General features: G+C 65.9%; 18 protein-coding genes. 13 read left to right on the forward strand and 5 right to left on the reverse strand.

What is annotated here, in order from left to right:
• Positions 1-87 precede the first annotated feature (87 nt).
• From D6B98_RS23945 to D6B98_RS23970, 6 genes are all read left to right on the forward strand, one after another.
• Complete coding sequence (locus D6B98_RS23945; protein WP_028134126.1) at positions 88-282, forward strand: twin transmembrane helix small protein; 195 nt, start codon at positions 88-90, stop codon at positions 280-282.
• Position 283: 1 nt separating this feature from the next.
• Positions 284-856: a cob(I)yrinic acid a,c-diamide adenosyltransferase gene (locus tag D6B98_RS23950; protein ID WP_126259367.1), complete on the forward strand. Its 573-nt coding sequence runs from the start codon at positions 284-286 to the stop codon at positions 854-856.
• A 126-nt stretch (positions 857-982) separates the two neighbouring features.
• The gene (locus D6B98_RS23955) at positions 983-1,732 is read left to right on the forward strand and encodes an electron transfer flavoprotein subunit beta/FixA family protein (protein ID WP_126259368.1); all 750 of its coding nucleotides are present in this window, start codon (positions 983-985) and stop codon (positions 1,730-1,732) included.
• Entirely contained in the window at positions 1,732-2,676 is a 945-nt protein-coding gene (locus D6B98_RS23960; protein ID WP_126259369.1) for an electron transfer flavoprotein subunit alpha/FixB family protein, read from the forward strand. The genes D6B98_RS23955 and D6B98_RS23960 overlap by 1 nt, the downstream gene beginning before the upstream one ends.
• Before the next feature lie 195 nt (positions 2,677-2,871).
• Positions 2,872-3,753, forward strand: coding sequence for a 3-hydroxybutyryl-CoA dehydrogenase (locus D6B98_RS23965; protein ID WP_126259370.1), 882 nt, complete (start codon positions 2,872-2,874; stop codon positions 3,751-3,753).
• A gap of 228 nt (positions 3,754-3,981) precedes the next feature.
• Positions 3,982-4,176 carry a hypothetical protein gene (locus D6B98_RS23970; RefSeq protein WP_008543352.1) on the forward strand — a complete coding sequence of 65 codons (195 nt, stop codon included), beginning with the start codon at positions 3,982-3,984 and terminating at the stop codon, positions 4,174-4,176.
• Between the two features lie 6 nt (positions 4,177-4,182).
• Here the strand turns inward: D6B98_RS23970 and tlpA are convergent, their stop codons facing one another.
• Positions 4,183-4,848, reverse strand: coding sequence for a thiol:disulfide interchange protein TlpA (gene tlpA, locus D6B98_RS23975; protein WP_126259371.1), 666 nt, complete (start codon positions 4,846-4,848; stop codon positions 4,183-4,185).
• A gap of 102 nt (positions 4,849-4,950) precedes the next feature.
• Here tlpA and argH point away from each other — a divergent pair, with 102 nt between their 5' ends.
• The 3 genes from argH (at position 4,951) to lysA (ending at position 8,021) form a co-directional block, all read left to right on the forward strand.
• A complete protein-coding gene (gene argH, locus D6B98_RS23980) occupies positions 4,951-6,348 on the forward strand; it encodes an argininosuccinate lyase (protein ID WP_126259372.1) in 1,398 nt (465 codons plus the stop codon).
• A 93-nt stretch (positions 6,349-6,441) separates the two neighbouring features.
• Positions 6,442-6,732 (forward strand): LPS translocon maturation chaperone LptM, encoded by a 291-nt coding sequence (lptM, locus tag D6B98_RS23985; protein ID WP_126259373.1) that lies wholly within the window; start codon positions 6,442-6,444, stop codon positions 6,730-6,732.
• 23 nt (positions 6,733-6,755) lie between these two features.
• Positions 6,756-8,021, forward strand: a complete 1,266-nt coding sequence (gene lysA, locus D6B98_RS23990) for a diaminopimelate decarboxylase (RefSeq protein ID WP_126259374.1) — start codon at positions 6,756-6,758, stop codon at positions 8,019-8,021.
• A 216-nt stretch (positions 8,022-8,237) separates the two neighbouring features.
• On the opposite strand, the gene D6B98_RS23995 is transcribed toward lysA, so the two are convergent.
• Together D6B98_RS23995 and D6B98_RS24000 are read right to left on the reverse strand one after the other, a co-directional pair.
• Complete coding sequence (locus D6B98_RS23995) at positions 8,238-9,143, reverse strand: NAD(P)-dependent oxidoreductase (protein WP_126259375.1); 906 nt, start codon at positions 9,141-9,143, stop codon at positions 8,238-8,240.
• A gap of 138 nt (positions 9,144-9,281) precedes the next feature.
• Positions 9,282-9,665 (reverse strand): carboxymuconolactone decarboxylase family protein, encoded by a 384-nt coding sequence (locus D6B98_RS24000; RefSeq protein WP_008567285.1) that lies wholly within the window; start codon positions 9,663-9,665, stop codon positions 9,282-9,284.
• Between the two features lie 177 nt (positions 9,666-9,842).
• Between D6B98_RS24000 and D6B98_RS24005 the strand changes: the two genes are divergently transcribed.
• Together D6B98_RS24005 and D6B98_RS24010 are read left to right on the forward strand one after the other, a co-directional pair.
• Positions 9,843-11,792, forward strand: coding sequence for a TIGR02302 family protein (locus tag D6B98_RS24005; RefSeq protein ID WP_126259376.1), 1,950 nt, complete (start codon positions 9,843-9,845; stop codon positions 11,790-11,792).
• Complete coding sequence (locus D6B98_RS24010) at positions 11,780-12,925, forward strand: DUF4175 family protein (protein WP_126259377.1); 1,146 nt, start codon at positions 11,780-11,782, stop codon at positions 12,923-12,925. The genes D6B98_RS24005 and D6B98_RS24010 overlap by 13 nt, the downstream gene beginning before the upstream one ends.
• Before the next feature lie 155 nt (positions 12,926-13,080).
• Here D6B98_RS24010 and D6B98_RS24015 read toward each other — a convergent pair whose 3' ends face one another.
• Both D6B98_RS24015 and D6B98_RS24020 read right to left on the reverse strand, forming a co-directional pair.
• Positions 13,081-13,455, reverse strand: coding sequence for a response regulator (locus D6B98_RS24015; RefSeq protein ID WP_126259378.1), 375 nt, complete (start codon positions 13,453-13,455; stop codon positions 13,081-13,083).
• A 45-nt stretch (positions 13,456-13,500) separates the two neighbouring features.
• Positions 13,501-14,379, reverse strand: a complete 879-nt coding sequence (locus D6B98_RS24020) for an MJ0042-type zinc finger domain-containing protein (RefSeq protein WP_164718844.1) — start codon at positions 14,377-14,379, stop codon at positions 13,501-13,503.
• Positions 14,380-14,582: 203 nt separating this feature from the next.
• Here D6B98_RS24020 and ftsE point away from each other — a divergent pair, with 203 nt between their 5' ends.
• A complete protein-coding gene (gene ftsE / locus D6B98_RS24025) occupies positions 14,583-15,242 on the forward strand; it encodes a cell division ATP-binding protein FtsE (protein WP_126259379.1) in 660 nt (219 codons plus the stop codon).
• Positions 15,235-16,203 (forward strand): cell division protein FtsX, encoded by a 969-nt coding sequence (locus D6B98_RS24030; protein WP_126259380.1) that lies wholly within the window; start codon positions 15,235-15,237, stop codon positions 16,201-16,203. Before ftsE ends, D6B98_RS24030 begins: the two co-directional genes overlap by 8 nt.
• Positions 16,204-16,210: the final 7 nt, after the last annotated feature.

Below are 16,210 nucleotides of genomic sequence, written 5' to 3' on the forward strand. Positions count from 1 at the left end.
CTCGCTTCGCTCGGCCCCGGCGCATCGCCCCGAAATGACGAAACTGAGGAGATGGCGGACCGGCGCGCACGGTGTTATCACCCCCCAATGGCATCCCTCTTGACGACTTTCATCTTGCCGGCGGCGGCCGGCGCCGTGGCCCTGGTGCTGCTGCTCGGGCTGATCAACATGATGCGCGGCGGCTCGCCCAACACCTCGCAGAAGCTGATGCGCTGGCGCGTGCTGCTTCAGTTCGTGGCGATCATCATTGCGATGCTCGCGGTCTGGGCGATGGGGCGCTGACATGGTCGTATTGAATCGCATCTACACGAAGACCGGTGACGACGGCACGACCGCGCTCGGAACCGGCGAGCGACGTCCGAAATACGATCTGCGCATCGAGGCCTATGGCACCGTCGACGAGACCAACGCCGCGATCGGCGTGGTCAGGCTCCATACCCGGGAGCTGCCCGAGCTCGACGCGATGCTCGGCCGCATCCAGAACGATCTGTTCGATCTCGGCGCCGATCTCGCGGTGCCCGAGCGTGAAGGCAAGGCGGAGCGGCTGCGGGTGGTGGCGAGCCAGGTCGAGCGGCTCGAGCGCGACATCGACGCGCTCAACGACAAGCTTGAGCCGCTTACCTCGTTCGTGCTTCCCGGCGGCACGCCGGCCGCGGCCCATCTCCACGTGGCGCGCACGATATGCCGCAGGGCGGAACGGGTCATCGTGGAACTGGCGGCCCTGCCCGGCGAGCCGGTCAGCGCAGCTGGCATCCAATATATGAACCGCCTCTCGGACTTCCTGTTCGTGGCCAGCCGCGCTGCCAACGGCAATGGCGCCGGTGACGTGCTTTGGGTTCCAGGTCAGAACCGTTGACCATCACGCCTCCCGCATTTCGGGAAGCCAAATTTAGGCTCGTTCGCGCGTTGACCGGGGCAGATCAGGCCTTTAGGTTCCGCGCCAGTTGATAACCCCCCTCCCAAATTGAGTGAAAGAGGATCGATGAAGGTCTTAGTGCCGGTAAAGCGGGTGGTCGATTACAACGTCAAGGTCCGCGTCAAGGGCGATGGATCGGGCGTTGAACTCGCCAACGTCAAGATGTCGATGAACCCGTTCGACGAAATCGCGGTCGAGGAAGCGCTGCGCCTGAAGGAAGCCGGCAAGGCGACCGAAGTCGTAGTGGTCTCCATTGGACCGGCGCAGGCGTCGGAGACGATCCGCACGGGTCTTGCCATGGGCGCCGATCGCGGCATCCTGGTGAAAGCGGAAGGCGCAGTCGAGCCGCTCGCGGTCGCCAAGATCCTGAAGAAAATCGCGGACGAAGAGCAGCCGGGCCTGATCATTCTCGGCAAGCAGGCGATCGACGACGATTCCAATCAGACCGGCCAGATGCTGGCTGCGCTGCTTGGCTGGTCGCAGGCGACGTTCGCTTCCAAGCTCGAGGTCGAAGGCTCCGACTTCAAGGTCACCCGCGAAGTCGACGGCGGATTGCAGACCGTGAAGCTGAAGGGACCGGCGATCGTCACCACGGATCTCCGTCTCAACGAGCCGCGCTACGCCTCGCTGCCCAACATCATGAAGGCGAAGAAGAAGCCGATCGCGGAGAAGACCGTCGCCGATTACGGCGTCGACGTCGCCGCGCGTCTCGAGGTTCTCAAGACGACTGAACCGGCGGGCCGCAAGGCCGGCGTCAAGGTCAAGGACGTCGCCGAGCTGGTGTCGAAACTCAAGAACGAAGCCGGGGTGCTCTGATGACGACGCTTCTGATTGCCGAACACGACAATGCGTCGCTCAAGGATGCGACCAACAAGGCCCTGACCGCGGCTGCCGCGCTCGGCGCGGATGTCGAGGTCCTGGTTGCCGGCCAGAACGCCAAGGCCGCGGCCGATGCCGCTGCCAAGCTCGCCGGCGTGAAGAAGGTGCGGCTCGCCGACGGCGACCTCTACGCGCACGATCTTGCCGAGCCGCTGGCCGCGCTGATCGTCTCGCTGGCGCCCGGCTATGACGCCATCGTCGCGCCCGCGACCTCGCGCTTCAAGAACGTGATGCCGCGGGTCGCCGCCCTGCTCGACGTCATGCAGGTCTCGGAGATCATCAAGGTCGTCGCCCCTGATACTTTCGAGCGCCCGATCTATGCCGGCAACGCGATCCAGACCGTGAAGTCCAAGGACGCCAAGAAGGTCATCACGGTGCGGACCTCGACCTTCGCCGCAGCGGGCGAGGGCGGCAGCGCGCCGGTCGAGGCCGTTCAGGCGGCGGCCGATCCGGGCCTGTCGACCTTCGTCGGCGAGGAGGTCGCCAAGAGCGACCGTCCCGAGCTGACCTCGGCCAAGATCATCGTCTCCGGCGGCCGCGCCATGCAGAGCCGCGAGAATTTTGCCAAGTACATCGAGCCGCTCGCCGACAAGCTGGGCGCCGGTGTCGGTGCCTCACGCGCGGCGGTCGACGCCGGCTATGCGCCGAACGACTGGCAGGTCGGCCAGACCGGCAAGGTGGTGGCGCCCGAGCTCTATGTCGCCATCGGCATATCCGGCGCCATCCAGCATCTGGCCGGCATGAAGGACTCCAAGGTGATCGTCGCGATCAACAAGGACGAGGACGCGCCGATCTTCCAGGTTGCCGATTACGGCCTGGTCGCCGATCTCTACCAGGCGGTTCCGGAGCTGACGGCCGAACTCGGCAAGCTCGGCAAGTAAAAGACGTCGAAAACACCGGCCGGAGGTATAAACTCCGGCCGGTGTTGCTTTTTTGAGCCGTTTTCTTGGCGTGGGGCACGCCTTCGACGCGATCAAATCTAGGTTTCGAGCCAAGGTTCTGATTAAATCGGACCTCCCGGCTCAAGGGGTAGTGGCAGGGCGCGCTCGTCGCGCGCCGTTCCGGTGGATGGCAATATGGCGGCAGTGATCAAGAAGGTCGGCGTGATCGGCGCGGGTCAGATGGGCAACGGCATCGCGCATGTCGCGGCGCTCGCCGGCTTCGATGTGGTGCTCAACGACATCTCGGCCGATCGCCTCAAGTCGGGCATGGCCACCATCAACGGCAATCTGGCGCGCCAGGTCTCCAAGAAGGCTGTTACCGAGGACGACAAGGCCAAGGCCATGGCGCGCATCACGCCGGCCGAAAAGCTCGACGACCTCGCCGATTGCGACCTCGTGATCGAGACCGCCGTCGAGAAGGAAGAGGTCAAGCGCAAGATCTTCCACGAGCTCTGCGCGGTGCTGAAGCCGGAGGCGATCGTCGCCTCCGATACGTCCTCGATCTCCATCACGCGGCTCGCCGCCGCCACCGACCGGCCCGAGCGCTTCATCGGCATTCACTTCATGAATCCGGTTCCGCTGATGGAGCTGGTGGAGCTGATCCGCGGCATCGCCACCGACGATGCGACCTTCGAGGCGTCCAAGGAATTCGTCGCCAAGCTCGGCAAGCAGGTCGCGGTCTCCGAGGATTTCCCGGCCTTCATCGTCAACCGCATCCTGTTGCCGATGATCAACGAGGCGATCTACACGCTGTATGAGGGCGTCGGCAATGTCGAGGCGATCGACGCGGCGATGAAGCTCGGGGCGCACCATCCGATGGGCCCGCTCGAGCTCGCCGATTTCATCGGCCTCGATACCTGCCTCTCCATCATGCAGGTGCTGCACGAGGGCCTCGCCGATTCCAAATACCGCCCGTGCCCGCTGCTGGTGAAATACGTCGAGGCCGGTTGGCTCGGCCGCAAGACCCAGCGCGGCTTCTACGATTACCGCGGCGCCAAGCCGGTTCCGACGCGATAGCGAGGCACTCTCGTGCCCCGGACGCTGCGCAGCGCCTCAGCGATGCGCTGCAGAGCCGGGGCCCAGCAGCCGCGTACGCACCTGAGGCATGGGGTCCCGGCTCTGCAGCGCGTCACTTCGTGCCGCACCTTGTCCGGGACACGGACAGAGGCCGTCCACGGCTTTGTGACATTTCATGTCGCGTTAACCTCTCCCGCCTAGGTTACGGCCGGTACGGGGGTTCGCGTAATGGACATGATGGCAATGGTCAGCACCATGCTGGCCGCTCAGCAAGGCGCGCTGCAATCGAATATCGCGGCGACGCTGACCAAGCAGAACGCGGATATGGAGAAATCCACTGTCCTGACGCTGCTCGGCGCCGGCCAGCCCTCGCTCGCCAATGTCGGCCCGGGCGTCGGCGGCAATCTCAACGTCACCGCCTGAAAATATCTAGAGCGTCGCGGCGGCCTTGCCCGTTGCCGCCCGGATCAGCTTGAGCGCGTCCTCGCTCGCCCATTCCGCCGGACCCGCGATCGTCGCAATCTCACAGCCGTGCGGATCGACCAGCACCGAGGTCGGCATGCCCAGGGCCCGGCCGATGGCCTTAAGATCCTGAAAAACCTTGGCTTTCTGATCGCTGAAATAGCTCAGCCTGACAAGATTGGCCTCTTTCAGGAAGTTTTTCGGCTTCTCGGGGTCGCGGGTGTCGATATTGATCGCCACCACTTCGAAATTCGGGCCCGACAGCTTGCCCTGGAGCTCGTCCAGCGCCGGCATCTCCTTCCGGCACGGCACGCACCAGGTCGCCCAGAGGTTCACCAGCAGCGTCTTGCCGCGGAAATCGGACAGCTTCTTCGGCTTGCCGTCGGCATCCTCGAACGCGAGGTCGGGCAGCTTGAGCGGGGCGCTCGCCATGGTCAGCGCCGCCACCTCGCCATGCGCGAGCGGGGCGATTTTTTGCGCCGTGGCCACCGCCGGCCGACACGTCTGATCGCCTGAGGGCGACCGGCCGAGGCCCAGCCCGTACAGCGCGGCAAAGCCGGCCAGGCCGCCGATCGCCACGATGGCGATCACGAGGGGGACCCGGCGCGTGGCGGAGGGCTTCTGGTCGAGCATATCGTTTGTCATCCGGTCGCAGATATGGCTATCAGGGGCCTCTTAATACGGCTGGCGGCGGCCAGCAAACGTGCGGCAAATCAAGGCGTGAGCAAGGGGATCATGAGCAACAAGATGTGGGGCGGCCGGTTCTCGGAACGTCCCGATGAGATCATGGAGGAGATCAACGTCTCCATCGACGTCGATCGTCACCTCTTCGCCCAGGACATTGCCGCGTCCAAGGCCCACGCTGCGATGCTCGCCAGCCAAGGCATCATCACGGGGTCTGATGCGAAAAATATCGCCAGGGGTCTAGACACGATTTTGTCAGAGATCGGCAAGGGCGGCTTCGAGTTCAAGCGCGCGCTCGAGGACATCCATATGAATGTCGAGAGCCGCCTGTCCGAGCTGATCGGCCCCGCCGCCGGCCGTCTGCACACCGCGCGCTCGCGCAACGACCAAGTCGCGACCGACTTCCGTCTCTATGTCCGTGACATCGTCGACGAGCTCGATGCGGCGCTCGCGGCGTTCCAGCAGGCGCTGGTCGAGCGTGCGCTGGAGCACGCTGCAACCGTGATGCCCGGTTTCACGCATCTGCAGACCGCACAGCCGGTGACGTTGGGCCATCATCTGCTCGCCTATGTCGAGATGGCCGCGCGCGATCGCGGCCGGTTCCAGGACGCGCGCAAGCGGCTGAACGAATCCCCGCTCGGCGCCGCCGCGCTGGCCGGCACCTCGTTCCCGATCGACCGCCACGCTACCGCGAAGGCGCTTCTGTTCGATCGTCCGATGGCGAACTCGCTCGATGCGGTCTCCGACCGCGACTTCGTGCTGGAGACGCTGTCGGCGGCCTCGATCTGCGCCGTGCACATGTCGCGCTTTGCCGAGGAGATCGTGATCTGGACTTCGCCGCTGGTCGGCATGATCCGGCTCAGCGACAAGTTCACCACCGGCTCCTCGATCATGCCGCAGAAGCGCAATCCGGATGCCGCCGAGCTCGTGCGCGCCAAGACCGGCCGCGTCATCGGCGCACTCAACGGCCTGTTGATCGTGATGAAGGGCCTGCCGCTCGCCTATCAAAAGGATATGCAGGAGGACAAGCAGGGCGCCATGGAAGGTTTTGCCGCGCTGTCGCTCGCGATCCGCGCCATGACCGGCATGGTCCGCGACCTTGTCCCCGACGAAGCCAGGATGAAGGCCGCTGCGGGCGAGGGCTATGCCACCGCGACCGATCTCGCCGACTGGCTGGTGCGGACGCTGAAGATGCCGTTCCGCGAGGCCCATCATGTCACCGGCCGCATCGTCGCCAAGGCGGCCGAGGGCGGCGTGGCGCTGCACGAGCTGCCGCTCGAGGAGATGCAGGCGATCGAGGCCAAAATCACCAAGGACGTGTTCGGCGTGCTCTCGGTCGAATCGTCGGTGAAGAGCCGCACCAGCTTCGGCGGCACCGCGCCGAAGAACGTGGCGTCCCAGGCCAAGGCGTGGGCGAAGCGGCTGGAAAAAGAGCGAAAATTGGGCTGAGGGTAAAATTTCGCTGATGTTTCATGGTCATCCGGCTCTCGCCAGAGTGCGCCAATCTCTGTATGGTGCGGCCCGCGTAGTGGGGATTTCGTCGTGACGTCAAAGTTTCGCCCGGCCGGTTCGGGGTGGGCCATCATTGTCTTGAGCCTGACGGCGCTTGCGCTTGCCGGCTGCGGCCGCAAGGGTCCGCTCGATCTGCCGCCGACCGCCAATGCGTCCACGGCCAACGGTGCCGCGCCTGTCGATACCGAGACCGAGGCCCAGAGGACGCCGAGCGTGTTCAACCCCACCTATGGTGCGGATGCCGCGCCCGCGGCGGCCAAGGGCCGGAAGAAATCGTTTATTCTCGACCCGCTCCTGGACGAACCTCCCGGCAGGAAATAAGCCGGGACAACCGAGCCTAAGCCATGAACCATTTCGACTACCGCAACGGCGTGCTGCACGCCGAGGCGGTGAACCTGTCCGAGCTGGCCGCGACCGTCGGCACGCCGTTCTATTGCTATTCGACCGCAACCCTGGAGCGGCACTATCGCGTCTTCACGGATGCCTTCGCCGGCGAGAAGGTGCTGGTCTGCTACGCCATGAAGGCGAACTCCAACCAGTCGGTGCTGCGCACGCTGGCCAAGCTGGGGGCCGGCGCCGACGTGGTCTCGGGCGGCGAGTTGAAGCGCGCGCTGGCGGCCGGCATTCCGCCGAACAAGATCCTGTTCTCCGGTGTCGGCAAGACCGAGACGGAGCTCCGCGCCGCGCTCGCCGCCGACATCCTCTGCCTCAACGTCGAATCCGAGCCCGAGCTGGAGCTGCTGTCGCGGCTTGCGACCGAGATGGGCAAGACCGCGCGCATCTCGCTCCGCGTCAACCCCGATGTCGATGCCGGCACCCACGCCAAGATCTCCACCGGCAAGTCCGAGAACAAGTTCGGCATCCCGATCGCGCATGCCCGTGAGGTCTATGCCCGCGCCGCCAAGCTGCCCGGCATCGAGGTGACCGGAACCGACGTGCATATCGGCAGCCAGATCACCGAACTCTCCGGCATGGAGACCGCGTTCCGCATCCTCTCCGAATTCGTGCAGACGCTGCGCGCCGACGGCCACAACATCTCCCATGTCGATTTCGGCGGCGGCCTCGGCATTCCCTATGACATGAACCGTGCGGCGCCGCCGGAGCCGGCGGCCTATGCCGCCATGGTCAAGCGCGTCAGCCACAATCTCGGCTGCACGCTGATGTTCGAGCCGGGCCGCATGATCGTCGGCAATGCCGGCATCCTGGTCGCCAAGGTGATCTATGTGAAGCACGGCGACGGCAAGAATTTCGTCATCATCGACGCTGCGATGAACGACCTCATTCGCCCGACGCTGTACGAGGCGCATCACGACATCCTGCCGGTGAAGCAGCCCGCCAGCGGCGCCGCCACCATCATGGCCGATGTCGTCGGCCCGGTCTGCGAGACCGGCGACTACCTCGCGCTCGACCGCACGCTGCCGACGCCCGCGCCCGGCGATCTCCTCGCCATCATGACCGCCGGTGCCTATGGCGCGGTGCAAGCGGGCACCTACAACACCCGGCCGCTGGTGCCCGAGGTGTTGGTGAAGGACGATCGGTACGCCGTGGTGCGCCCGCGCATCGAGGTCGAGCAGCTGATCGCGATGGACACGCCGGCGCCGTGGCTGTGATTGTATCGTAGTCTGACCGTGAGATGCGACGCTAGCTGAACAAATTCGGTGTCGTCCCCGCGAAAGCGGGGACCCATAACCACAGGGCGGAGTTGTTCGGCTAAGCTGTAACTCCGAATCCTCGCCAAACCTTGTCCTGTGATCAAACCTTGTCCTGTGATTATGGGTCCCGGATCTGCGCTTCGCTTGTCCGGGACGACAGCGGAGGACGAGGCGCTACTTCCCCGCCAATCCTCCCTTCCCACCAACGATAACCCCCGCCTTCTTCTCGATCGGCTTGATCGCGGCGGTGAAATCGGACTCGGCGCCTTCCGCAGCTATCACGGTCTCCCACAACCGCCCGACCGCGTCGGCGACCTCCATCGACAGGCCGAGCTGCTTCATCTCCTCCAGCGCCAGCCGCACGTCCTTCACCATCAGTCCGGTGGCGAAGCCGAAATCGAAGCTGCGCGGCAGCACCGCGCGCGGAAACTTGTCGCGGCTCGCCGTGTTCATGCCCGAGCCGGCATTGATGACGTCGATCATCACGGCGGGGTCGAGCCCGGCCTTGACGCCCATCACCACGGCCTCCGACGTCGCCACGATCGCGGTGGCCGACAGGAAATTGTTGGCGAGCTTCATGGTCTGTGCCGACCCGGGCTTCTCGCCGATGAAGAACACTTTTCCGATCACGTCGAGGACGGGCATGAGCAGATCGAACTCCGTCTTCGGGCCGGAGACCATGACCGCCAGCGTGCCCTTCTCGGCGCCGCCGACGCCGCCGGAGACGGGGCAGTCGATCTGCACGATGTTGCGTTTGGCGAGGAGGCCGTGAATTTTAACGGCCATCGCCGAGCCGACGGTGGAGAGGTCGATGAAGCGTTTTGCCCGGCTGCCCTCGATCACGCCGTTGGCCCCGGTTGCGACCTCGAGCGAAGCCTGCAACGAGGGCAGGCTTGCCATCACCGTCTCGACCTGGTCGGCGACGTCCTTCGGCGATGTCGCGGCCGTCGCGCCGAGGGCCACGAGCTTGCCCGAGACCTCGCTGCGCGTGTCGAACACGACGAGCCTGTGCCCCGCCTCGATCAGCCGCCGCGCCATCGGCAATCCCATGTTTCCGAGGCCGATGAATCCGATGTCCATGGTGTTTCTTCCTTCCCGTCGTCATTGCGAGAAGCGAAGCGACGAAGCAATCCAGGAATGTTTCCGCGGAGGGATTTCTGGATTGCTTCGCTTCGCTCGCAATGACGGAGCAATATGATCAAAGGCGATTAGCTTGCATCACGCCTTGCCGTCGATCTCCGCGAACACCTCGCGCGCGATGCGGAAGCTGTCGACCGCGGCGGGCATGCCGCCATAGATCGCGACCTGCATCAGGATCTCGCGGATTTCGTCGCGGGTGACGCCGTTGGTCAGCGCGCCCTTCAGATGCGCGCGGAACTCGTGCTGGCGGTTGAGGATCGCGATCATGGCGATGTTGAGCATGCTGCGGGTCTTGCGCGGTAGCTCCTCGCGGCCCCACACCGTGCCCCAGCAATATTCGTTCAGCATCTCCTGGAACGGACGGTTGAAGTCGTCGACGTTCTTCAGGGCGTTGTTGACATAGGCCTCGCCCAGCACCGCTTTGCGGACCTCCAGGCCCTTGTCGTGCATCTTCTTGTCCATGGCGTTTCCCTTGCTTCCCTTGCGTTTCCCTGAGGTGGCGCGCGGAAATTACGGGGTTGGGCCGGGCCAGTCACGTCCTCGTGTTATGCGGGAAAAGGGGTATCTCCCGTACCGGAACGGATGCCTCAGTGCTGCCGTTGTGATAGGCTCCTCTCTACCGGGCAACCTGGAGAGTTGATGAACGGCGTCACCCCCGACCCGTCAGACCCGATCCGCAACAGTGATGATCTGTCGCGGCTGAAGCTGGCGCAGGCTCTTGACCGGGCCCTCTATGCCATCGCGTGGGAGCGTGCCTGGCCACATCTGGCGCGGCTTCTGACTGTCGTCGGCCTGTTCCTGGTGGTGTCCTGGGCCGGCCTCTGGCTGGCGCTGCCTTTCGTGGCCCGTGCCATCGGTCTCGTCGTTTTCGCCGGCGTTGCGATTGCGCTGCTGTTGCCCCTGATTCGCTTCCGCTGGCCGAGCCGCGAGGAGGCACTGAGCCGGCTCGATCGTGGCTCCGGCATCCGTCACCGCCCGGCCACGACGCTGACGGACACGCTGTCCTCGCAGGACCCGGTCGCACAAGCGCTGTGGCAGGCGCAGCGCGAACGGACGCTGGCCTCGATCAGGCGCATCCGCGCCGGCCTGCCGCATCCGCGGCTCGCACTGCATGATCCCTGGGCGCTGCGCGCGCTGGTCATGGTGATGCTGGTCGCGACCTTCTTCGCCGCCGGCGACGAGCGCGCGATGCGGCTCGGGGCCGCCTTCGACTGGAATGGCGTGCTGGCGCCCGCCAATGTTCGCGTCGACGCCTGGGTGACCCCGCCGCTCTACACCGGCAAGCCGCCGGTTATCCTGTCGGCCGCCAACAAGGAGGCCGCGGCGCTGCCCGCCTCCGGGCCGCTTGCCGTTCCCGCCGGCTCGACCCTGATCGTGCGCTCCTCCGGCGGCAGCCTGGACGTCACCGTCTCCGGCGGCCTCAAGGAGGTCGCGCCCACGGAAGCCGCGCCCAAGGGAACCAACGAGAAGCATTTCACCATCAGCGCTGACGGCACCGCGCATGTGCGCGCGCCCTCCGGCCAGCCGCAATGGGCGTTTGCGGCCACGCCGGACCGTGCGCCGACGATCGTGCTCGCCAAGGATCCCGAGCGCCAGGCGCGCGGCGGGCTCCAGCTCTCCTACAAGATCGAGGACGATTACGGCGTGACCGGCGCGGAGGCGCAGATCGGCTTGCGCCCCGACGACGCCAAGAATGCCGTCAAAGACGGCCGCAAGGATTCGGACAGCAAGGCCGCGCCGCGGCCGCTGTTCCAGCCGCCGCAATTCCCGCTCGTGCTGCCGAACGCGCGCACCCGCAACGGCGTCGGCCAGACGGTGAAGGATCTCAGCGAGGATCCCTATGCCGGCGCCGACGTCACGCTGACGCTCACCGCCAAGGACGAGGCCGGCAACGAGGCCAGAAGCGAACCCTTCAACATGCGGCTGCCCGAGCGTCTCTTCACCAACTCGCTGGCGCGCGCGCTGATCGAGCAGCGCCGCATCCTCGCGCTCGATGCCAACAGGAATTCGGACGTCTACACCGCGCTCGACGCCCTGATGATCGCACCCGAATTGTTCACGCCGGACGCCGGCTGCTATCTCGGCCTCCGCAGCCTCGCGACCCAGCTCGAGGCCGCCCGCACCGACGATGCCCTGCGCAACGTGGTGGCGAGCATGTGGGCCTTCGCGGTCACCATCGAGGATGATGGCGTCGCCGGCAGCGTCAACGCCGCGCTGCGCTCGGCGCAGGATGCGCTCAAGGCGGCGCTGGACCGTGGTGCCAGCGAGGACGAGATCAGGGTGCTGACGCAGAAGCTTCGCGAGGCCATGGCCGGCAAGGTGCGCGATCTCGCACGGCGCGCCGAACAGAATCCGCTCGGTGCGCGGCAGCCATTCCCCGCCGAGGTCCAGCTCATTCTCGACAAGGCGATCGAGCTGCGACAAAAGACTCAGCATGCGACGCCCGAGCAGCTTGCAGAACTGGCGCAGCAGCAGGACACCTTGCGCGAGCAGCTTCAAGCCTATCGGAAATCGGCGAACAGCCGTGCCAACAAGGCGGGGGACGACAGGACCAACCAGTTTACGCGGGACCGGAAATGCGGAAGCTAGCACGCGTGCCAGTCTTGAAGGCGATGTCGATCGCCTGCCTCGCCTTCCTGTTGGGAGGCGTTAGCCCCGTCGTGGCCCAGCAGGACCAGGATCCCGATGCTCTGCTCGACAGCGCGGAAAAGGCGATGCAGGAGTCCGGCGACAGCCTCAGGCAGAAGGAATCCGGCAAGAGCCTGAGCAACCAGTCCGACGCCATTCAGAAGCTCGAGGAATACAAGCGGGCCACGGAAAGGAGCCAATCCTCCAGTCGCGATCGTTCCGTCATCACGCAACGGGATCTGGACGACCTCCTGCGGCAGATCGAGAAGGCGGCGCGCGAGGGCAATCGCGAGGCGGCCCAGCGCATGCTCGAGCAGCTCGCGCAGATCATGGAAAGTCTCCAGATGGCGCAACCCGGGCAATCCGGCGAGAGCGAGATGGAGCAGGCGCTCAACGAGCTCAGCGACATGATCCGCAAGCAGCAGCAATTGCGCGACAAGACCTTCAAGCAGGGTCAGGATTCCCGGCGTGACCGCTCGCGCGGCAAGCAGCAGGGCGATCAGTCGATGTCGGACCTCCAGCAGGATCAGCAGTCGCTGCGCGACCGCCTGAAGAAGCTGCAGGACGAGCTCGCCAAGCGCGGTCTCGCCCAGAAGGGACAAAAGGGCCAGAAGGGGCAGCAGGGTCAGAAAGGCCAGCAGGGCGACCCCGGTCAGAGCGGCGATCAGGACGGCGACCAGGGGGATGACGACGGCAGCCTCGACGCCGCCGACGGCGCCATGGGCGATGCCGGCTCGAAGCTCGGCGAGGGCAATGCCGACGGTGCCGTGGACTCGCAGGGCAAGGCTCTCGAGGCGATGCGCAAGGGCGCGCAGAAGATGGCCGAAGCGATGCAGCAGGGCGACGGCGACGGGCAGGGCGATGGTCCCGGCAATCGCGCCGGCCGTCAGCAGAGCGGCGGGAATCAGACCGATCCGCTGGGGCGCCCGCTTCACGGCCGCGATCTCAGCGACGACTACACCGTCAAGATCCCCGGCGAGATCGACGCCCAGCGCGTCCGGCGCATCCTCGAAGAGCTCCGCCGCCGCCTCGGCGACAGCTCGCGCCCGCAGATCGAGCTCGATTACATCGAGCGCCTGCTGAAGGATTTTTGAGCGTCACACTCGCTGTCATCGCCCGCGCAGGCGGGCGATCCAGTATTCCAGAGGCAGGCGTTGAAGGGCTCGCCTGTTACCACATCCGCCGCAGCGTACTGGATGCCCCGGTCAAGCCGGGGCATGACAGCGGAAATGGAGGGCGCAGCCTCGCCTCACCCCTTCTTCGCCGCCAGCGCGTCCGCCACCGCGGTGCGGATGTCGGCGACCGAGAACGGCTTTGTCACGACGTCGTGCACCAGCGCCTTGAGGTTCGAGGCGCGCTCGCGCTGGTCGGCAAAGCCGGTCATCAGCAAGATGGTCAGATCGGGAAAGTCGCGCGCGGCGGATAGCGCCAGCGCGATGCCGTCCATGACCGGCATCTGGATGTCGGTGAGCAACAGGTCGAAGGCGCCGTCCTCGCGGCTCAGGATCTCCAGCGCCTCGGCGCCGTCTTGCGCGGTGACGGTCTCGTGGCCGTCCATGGCGATGGCGCGCGCCACCAGCGTGCGCATCGAATCCTCGTCGTCGGCAATCAGGATTTTCGGCATGGGACGAACCTTGGGATCAACTCCGCGCGGGCCTTGCGAGGCCGATTATACGCTGCCGCCGGCAATGTCGCGCCGGTTGAAGAAGCGAACGTCGATATTGCGGCCCTCCGGCGGCGGCGAGGCGAGACGCGAGCGGAAGAAGGCGCGCTCGCCGGGCCGCAGCACGGTCTGCTCCAGCACCGTATTCCAGGCGTAGATCTCCGCTCCTTGCGCGTCGCGCACGGCAAAGCGCAGCCGCGGGATGTCGAGCGGCTTCTTGCCCTCGCCGACGATCACGCCCTCGATCACCAACACCTGCTTACCGTCCACGGTCTCGCTGGACAGCTTCACGTCCTTGAAGGCGAGGCCCCGCAGGTTCACCTCGAGCCCGACCAGCTTGTAGAATGCCGCCGTCTGCGGCAGCAGCCGCACCATGTCGCCGCGCCAGATCACCAGCGCCAGCACCAGCGCGCCCATGGCGGCACAAGCGGTCGGCAGGCCGAAATAGGATTTTCGCGGAGCGGCAGTGGCCACCGGGCGGCTGACCCGCGCTCCGCGGCGGCGGAACAGGCCGCGGAACCAGGATTGGTGCTGAACGCCGGCGACCTCCTCCTCGGCCTCCCGGGCCGCCGCCGACCACTCGTCCTCGGTTTCCTTGGCTTCTTCCTCGGGCCAGTCACTGGCGATCGAGGGGCTGTCGACGACAGGCGCATCGGTAGCCCTGTCGTCCGTGGCATAGGAATTCCACTGCTCGGCGAGGTCGGACTGGTCGTCAGTCTGGCTGGCTGCAGCCATGGCCGGGACGGACGCCTCCTCGATGGCATCCTCGGCATGGGCGATCCAGGTCTCCTTGCAGCGGGAACAGCGCACCGCCCGTCCGTTCGCCCCAAGGCTCGCGAGCTTGATGGCGTAGGATGTCATACAATGGGGGCAGACGATATGCATGGACGAGCCTTGATGCATGAACCAGGACTTGAACGAGGTCTTGACCATGACCCCGCCGGGAAGGACCGGGCGGCCACGATGCTACCAATATGCTACAGGCCGACCGTTAACGAACCGGAAACCATAACGGCGGCAAAACCCGTTGATCGCGCCTGGCGGAGCGCAGCCACGCGACCCGCGCCCCCTCTCGAACGGAGCTGAACTTGGTTCGGTTCGAAAATGTCGGATTGCGTTACGGTCTGGGGCCGGAGATCCTGCGCGACCTCAGCTTCCAGATCCCGGCGCATTCGTTCCAGTTCCTGACCGGACCGTCTGGTGCCGGCAAGACCTCGTTGCTGCGCCTGTTGTTCCTGTCGCATCGACCGACGCGGGGCCTCGTCAATCTGTTCGGCCACGACATCTCGCAGCTCGGCAAGGACGAGATCGCCGATTTGCGCAAGCGCATCGGCATCGTGCTCCAGGATTTCCGCCTGCTCGACCACATGACGACCTATGAGAACGTCGCGCTGCCGTTCCGCGTCATGGGCCGCAGCGAGTCGAGCTACCGCAAGGAGGTGATCGATCTGTTGCGCTGGGTCGGGCTTGGCGACCGCATGGACGCGCTGCCGCCGATCCTGTCGGGCGGCGAGAAGCAGCGCGCGGCGATCGCGCGCGCCGTGATCTCGCGGCCGCAGCTGCTGCTCGCGGACGAGCCGACCGGCAGCGTCGATCCGACGCTCGGACGCCGCCTGCTGCGGCTCTTCATCGAGCTCAACAAATCGGGCACCGCCGTCATCATCGCGACCCACGACATCGGCCTGATGGACCAGTATGAGGCGCGGCGGCTGGTGCTGCACCAGGGACGGTTGCACATCTATGAGTAGGACCGACGAGCGCGGCGTGCTGGTCGACCTCGGGCAGGAGCGTCCGCAGCTGCCGGCCAAGGCGCGCAACATGTCGCCGATCGTGCCGCGCGCCTCGATCCAGGGCCGGGCGCTGGTCGCCGTCGTCGCCATCATGACCTTCCTCGCGTCGATGGCCACGGGCACCGTGCTGCTGGTCAGCGCGTCCGCCGCCGAATGGCAGTCGGATGTCGCGAGCGAGATTACCATCCAGGTTCGTCCGCAAACGGGGCGCGATCTCGAACGCGACACCGTAGCGGTGACGGAGGCGATGCGTGCGCAAGCCGGCGTCGTCGAGGTCAAGCCGTTCAGCAAGGAGGAGAGCGGCAAGCTGCTCGAACCCTGGCTCGGCACCGGGCTGTCGATGGACGACCTGCCGGTGCCGCGCATGATCATCGCGCGCGTGCAACCCGGCACGCCGCTCGATCTCGACGCCTTGCGCGCACGGGTGAACCAGGTCGCGCCGGGCGCCAGCGTCGACGATCATCGCGCCTGGATCGAGCGGATGCGCTCGATGACCAACGCCACCGTGCTCGCCGGCCTCGGCATCCTCGCGCTCGTGATCGTCGCCACGATCATCTCCGTCTCGTTCGCGACCCGCGGCGCCATGGCGGCGAACCGCCCGATCGTCGAGGTGCTGCACTTCGTCGGCGCCGGCGACCGCTACATCGCCAATCACTTTCTGCGTCATTTCCTCAGGCTGGGCCTCGAGGGCGGCGTGATCGGCGGCGGCGCTGCCATGCTGGTGTTCGGCTTCTCCGAGTCGATCGCCGGATGGTTTTCTGGTACCCCCGTCGGCGACCAGTTCGCCGCGCTGCTCGGCACCTTCTCGCTGCGGCCGTCCGGCTACATCGTGCTTGCGGTCCAGGCCGTGCTGATCGGCGCCATCACCGCGGTGGCCTCGCGCCAGACGCTGTTCGCGACCTTGAATGATGTGGATTGAGATCGCC

The organism is Bradyrhizobium sp. LVM 105 (assembly GCF_003957705.1).
In the GTDB taxonomy this organism is placed as follows: domain Bacteria; phylum Pseudomonadota; class Alphaproteobacteria; order Rhizobiales; family Xanthobacteraceae; genus Bradyrhizobium; species Bradyrhizobium frederickii.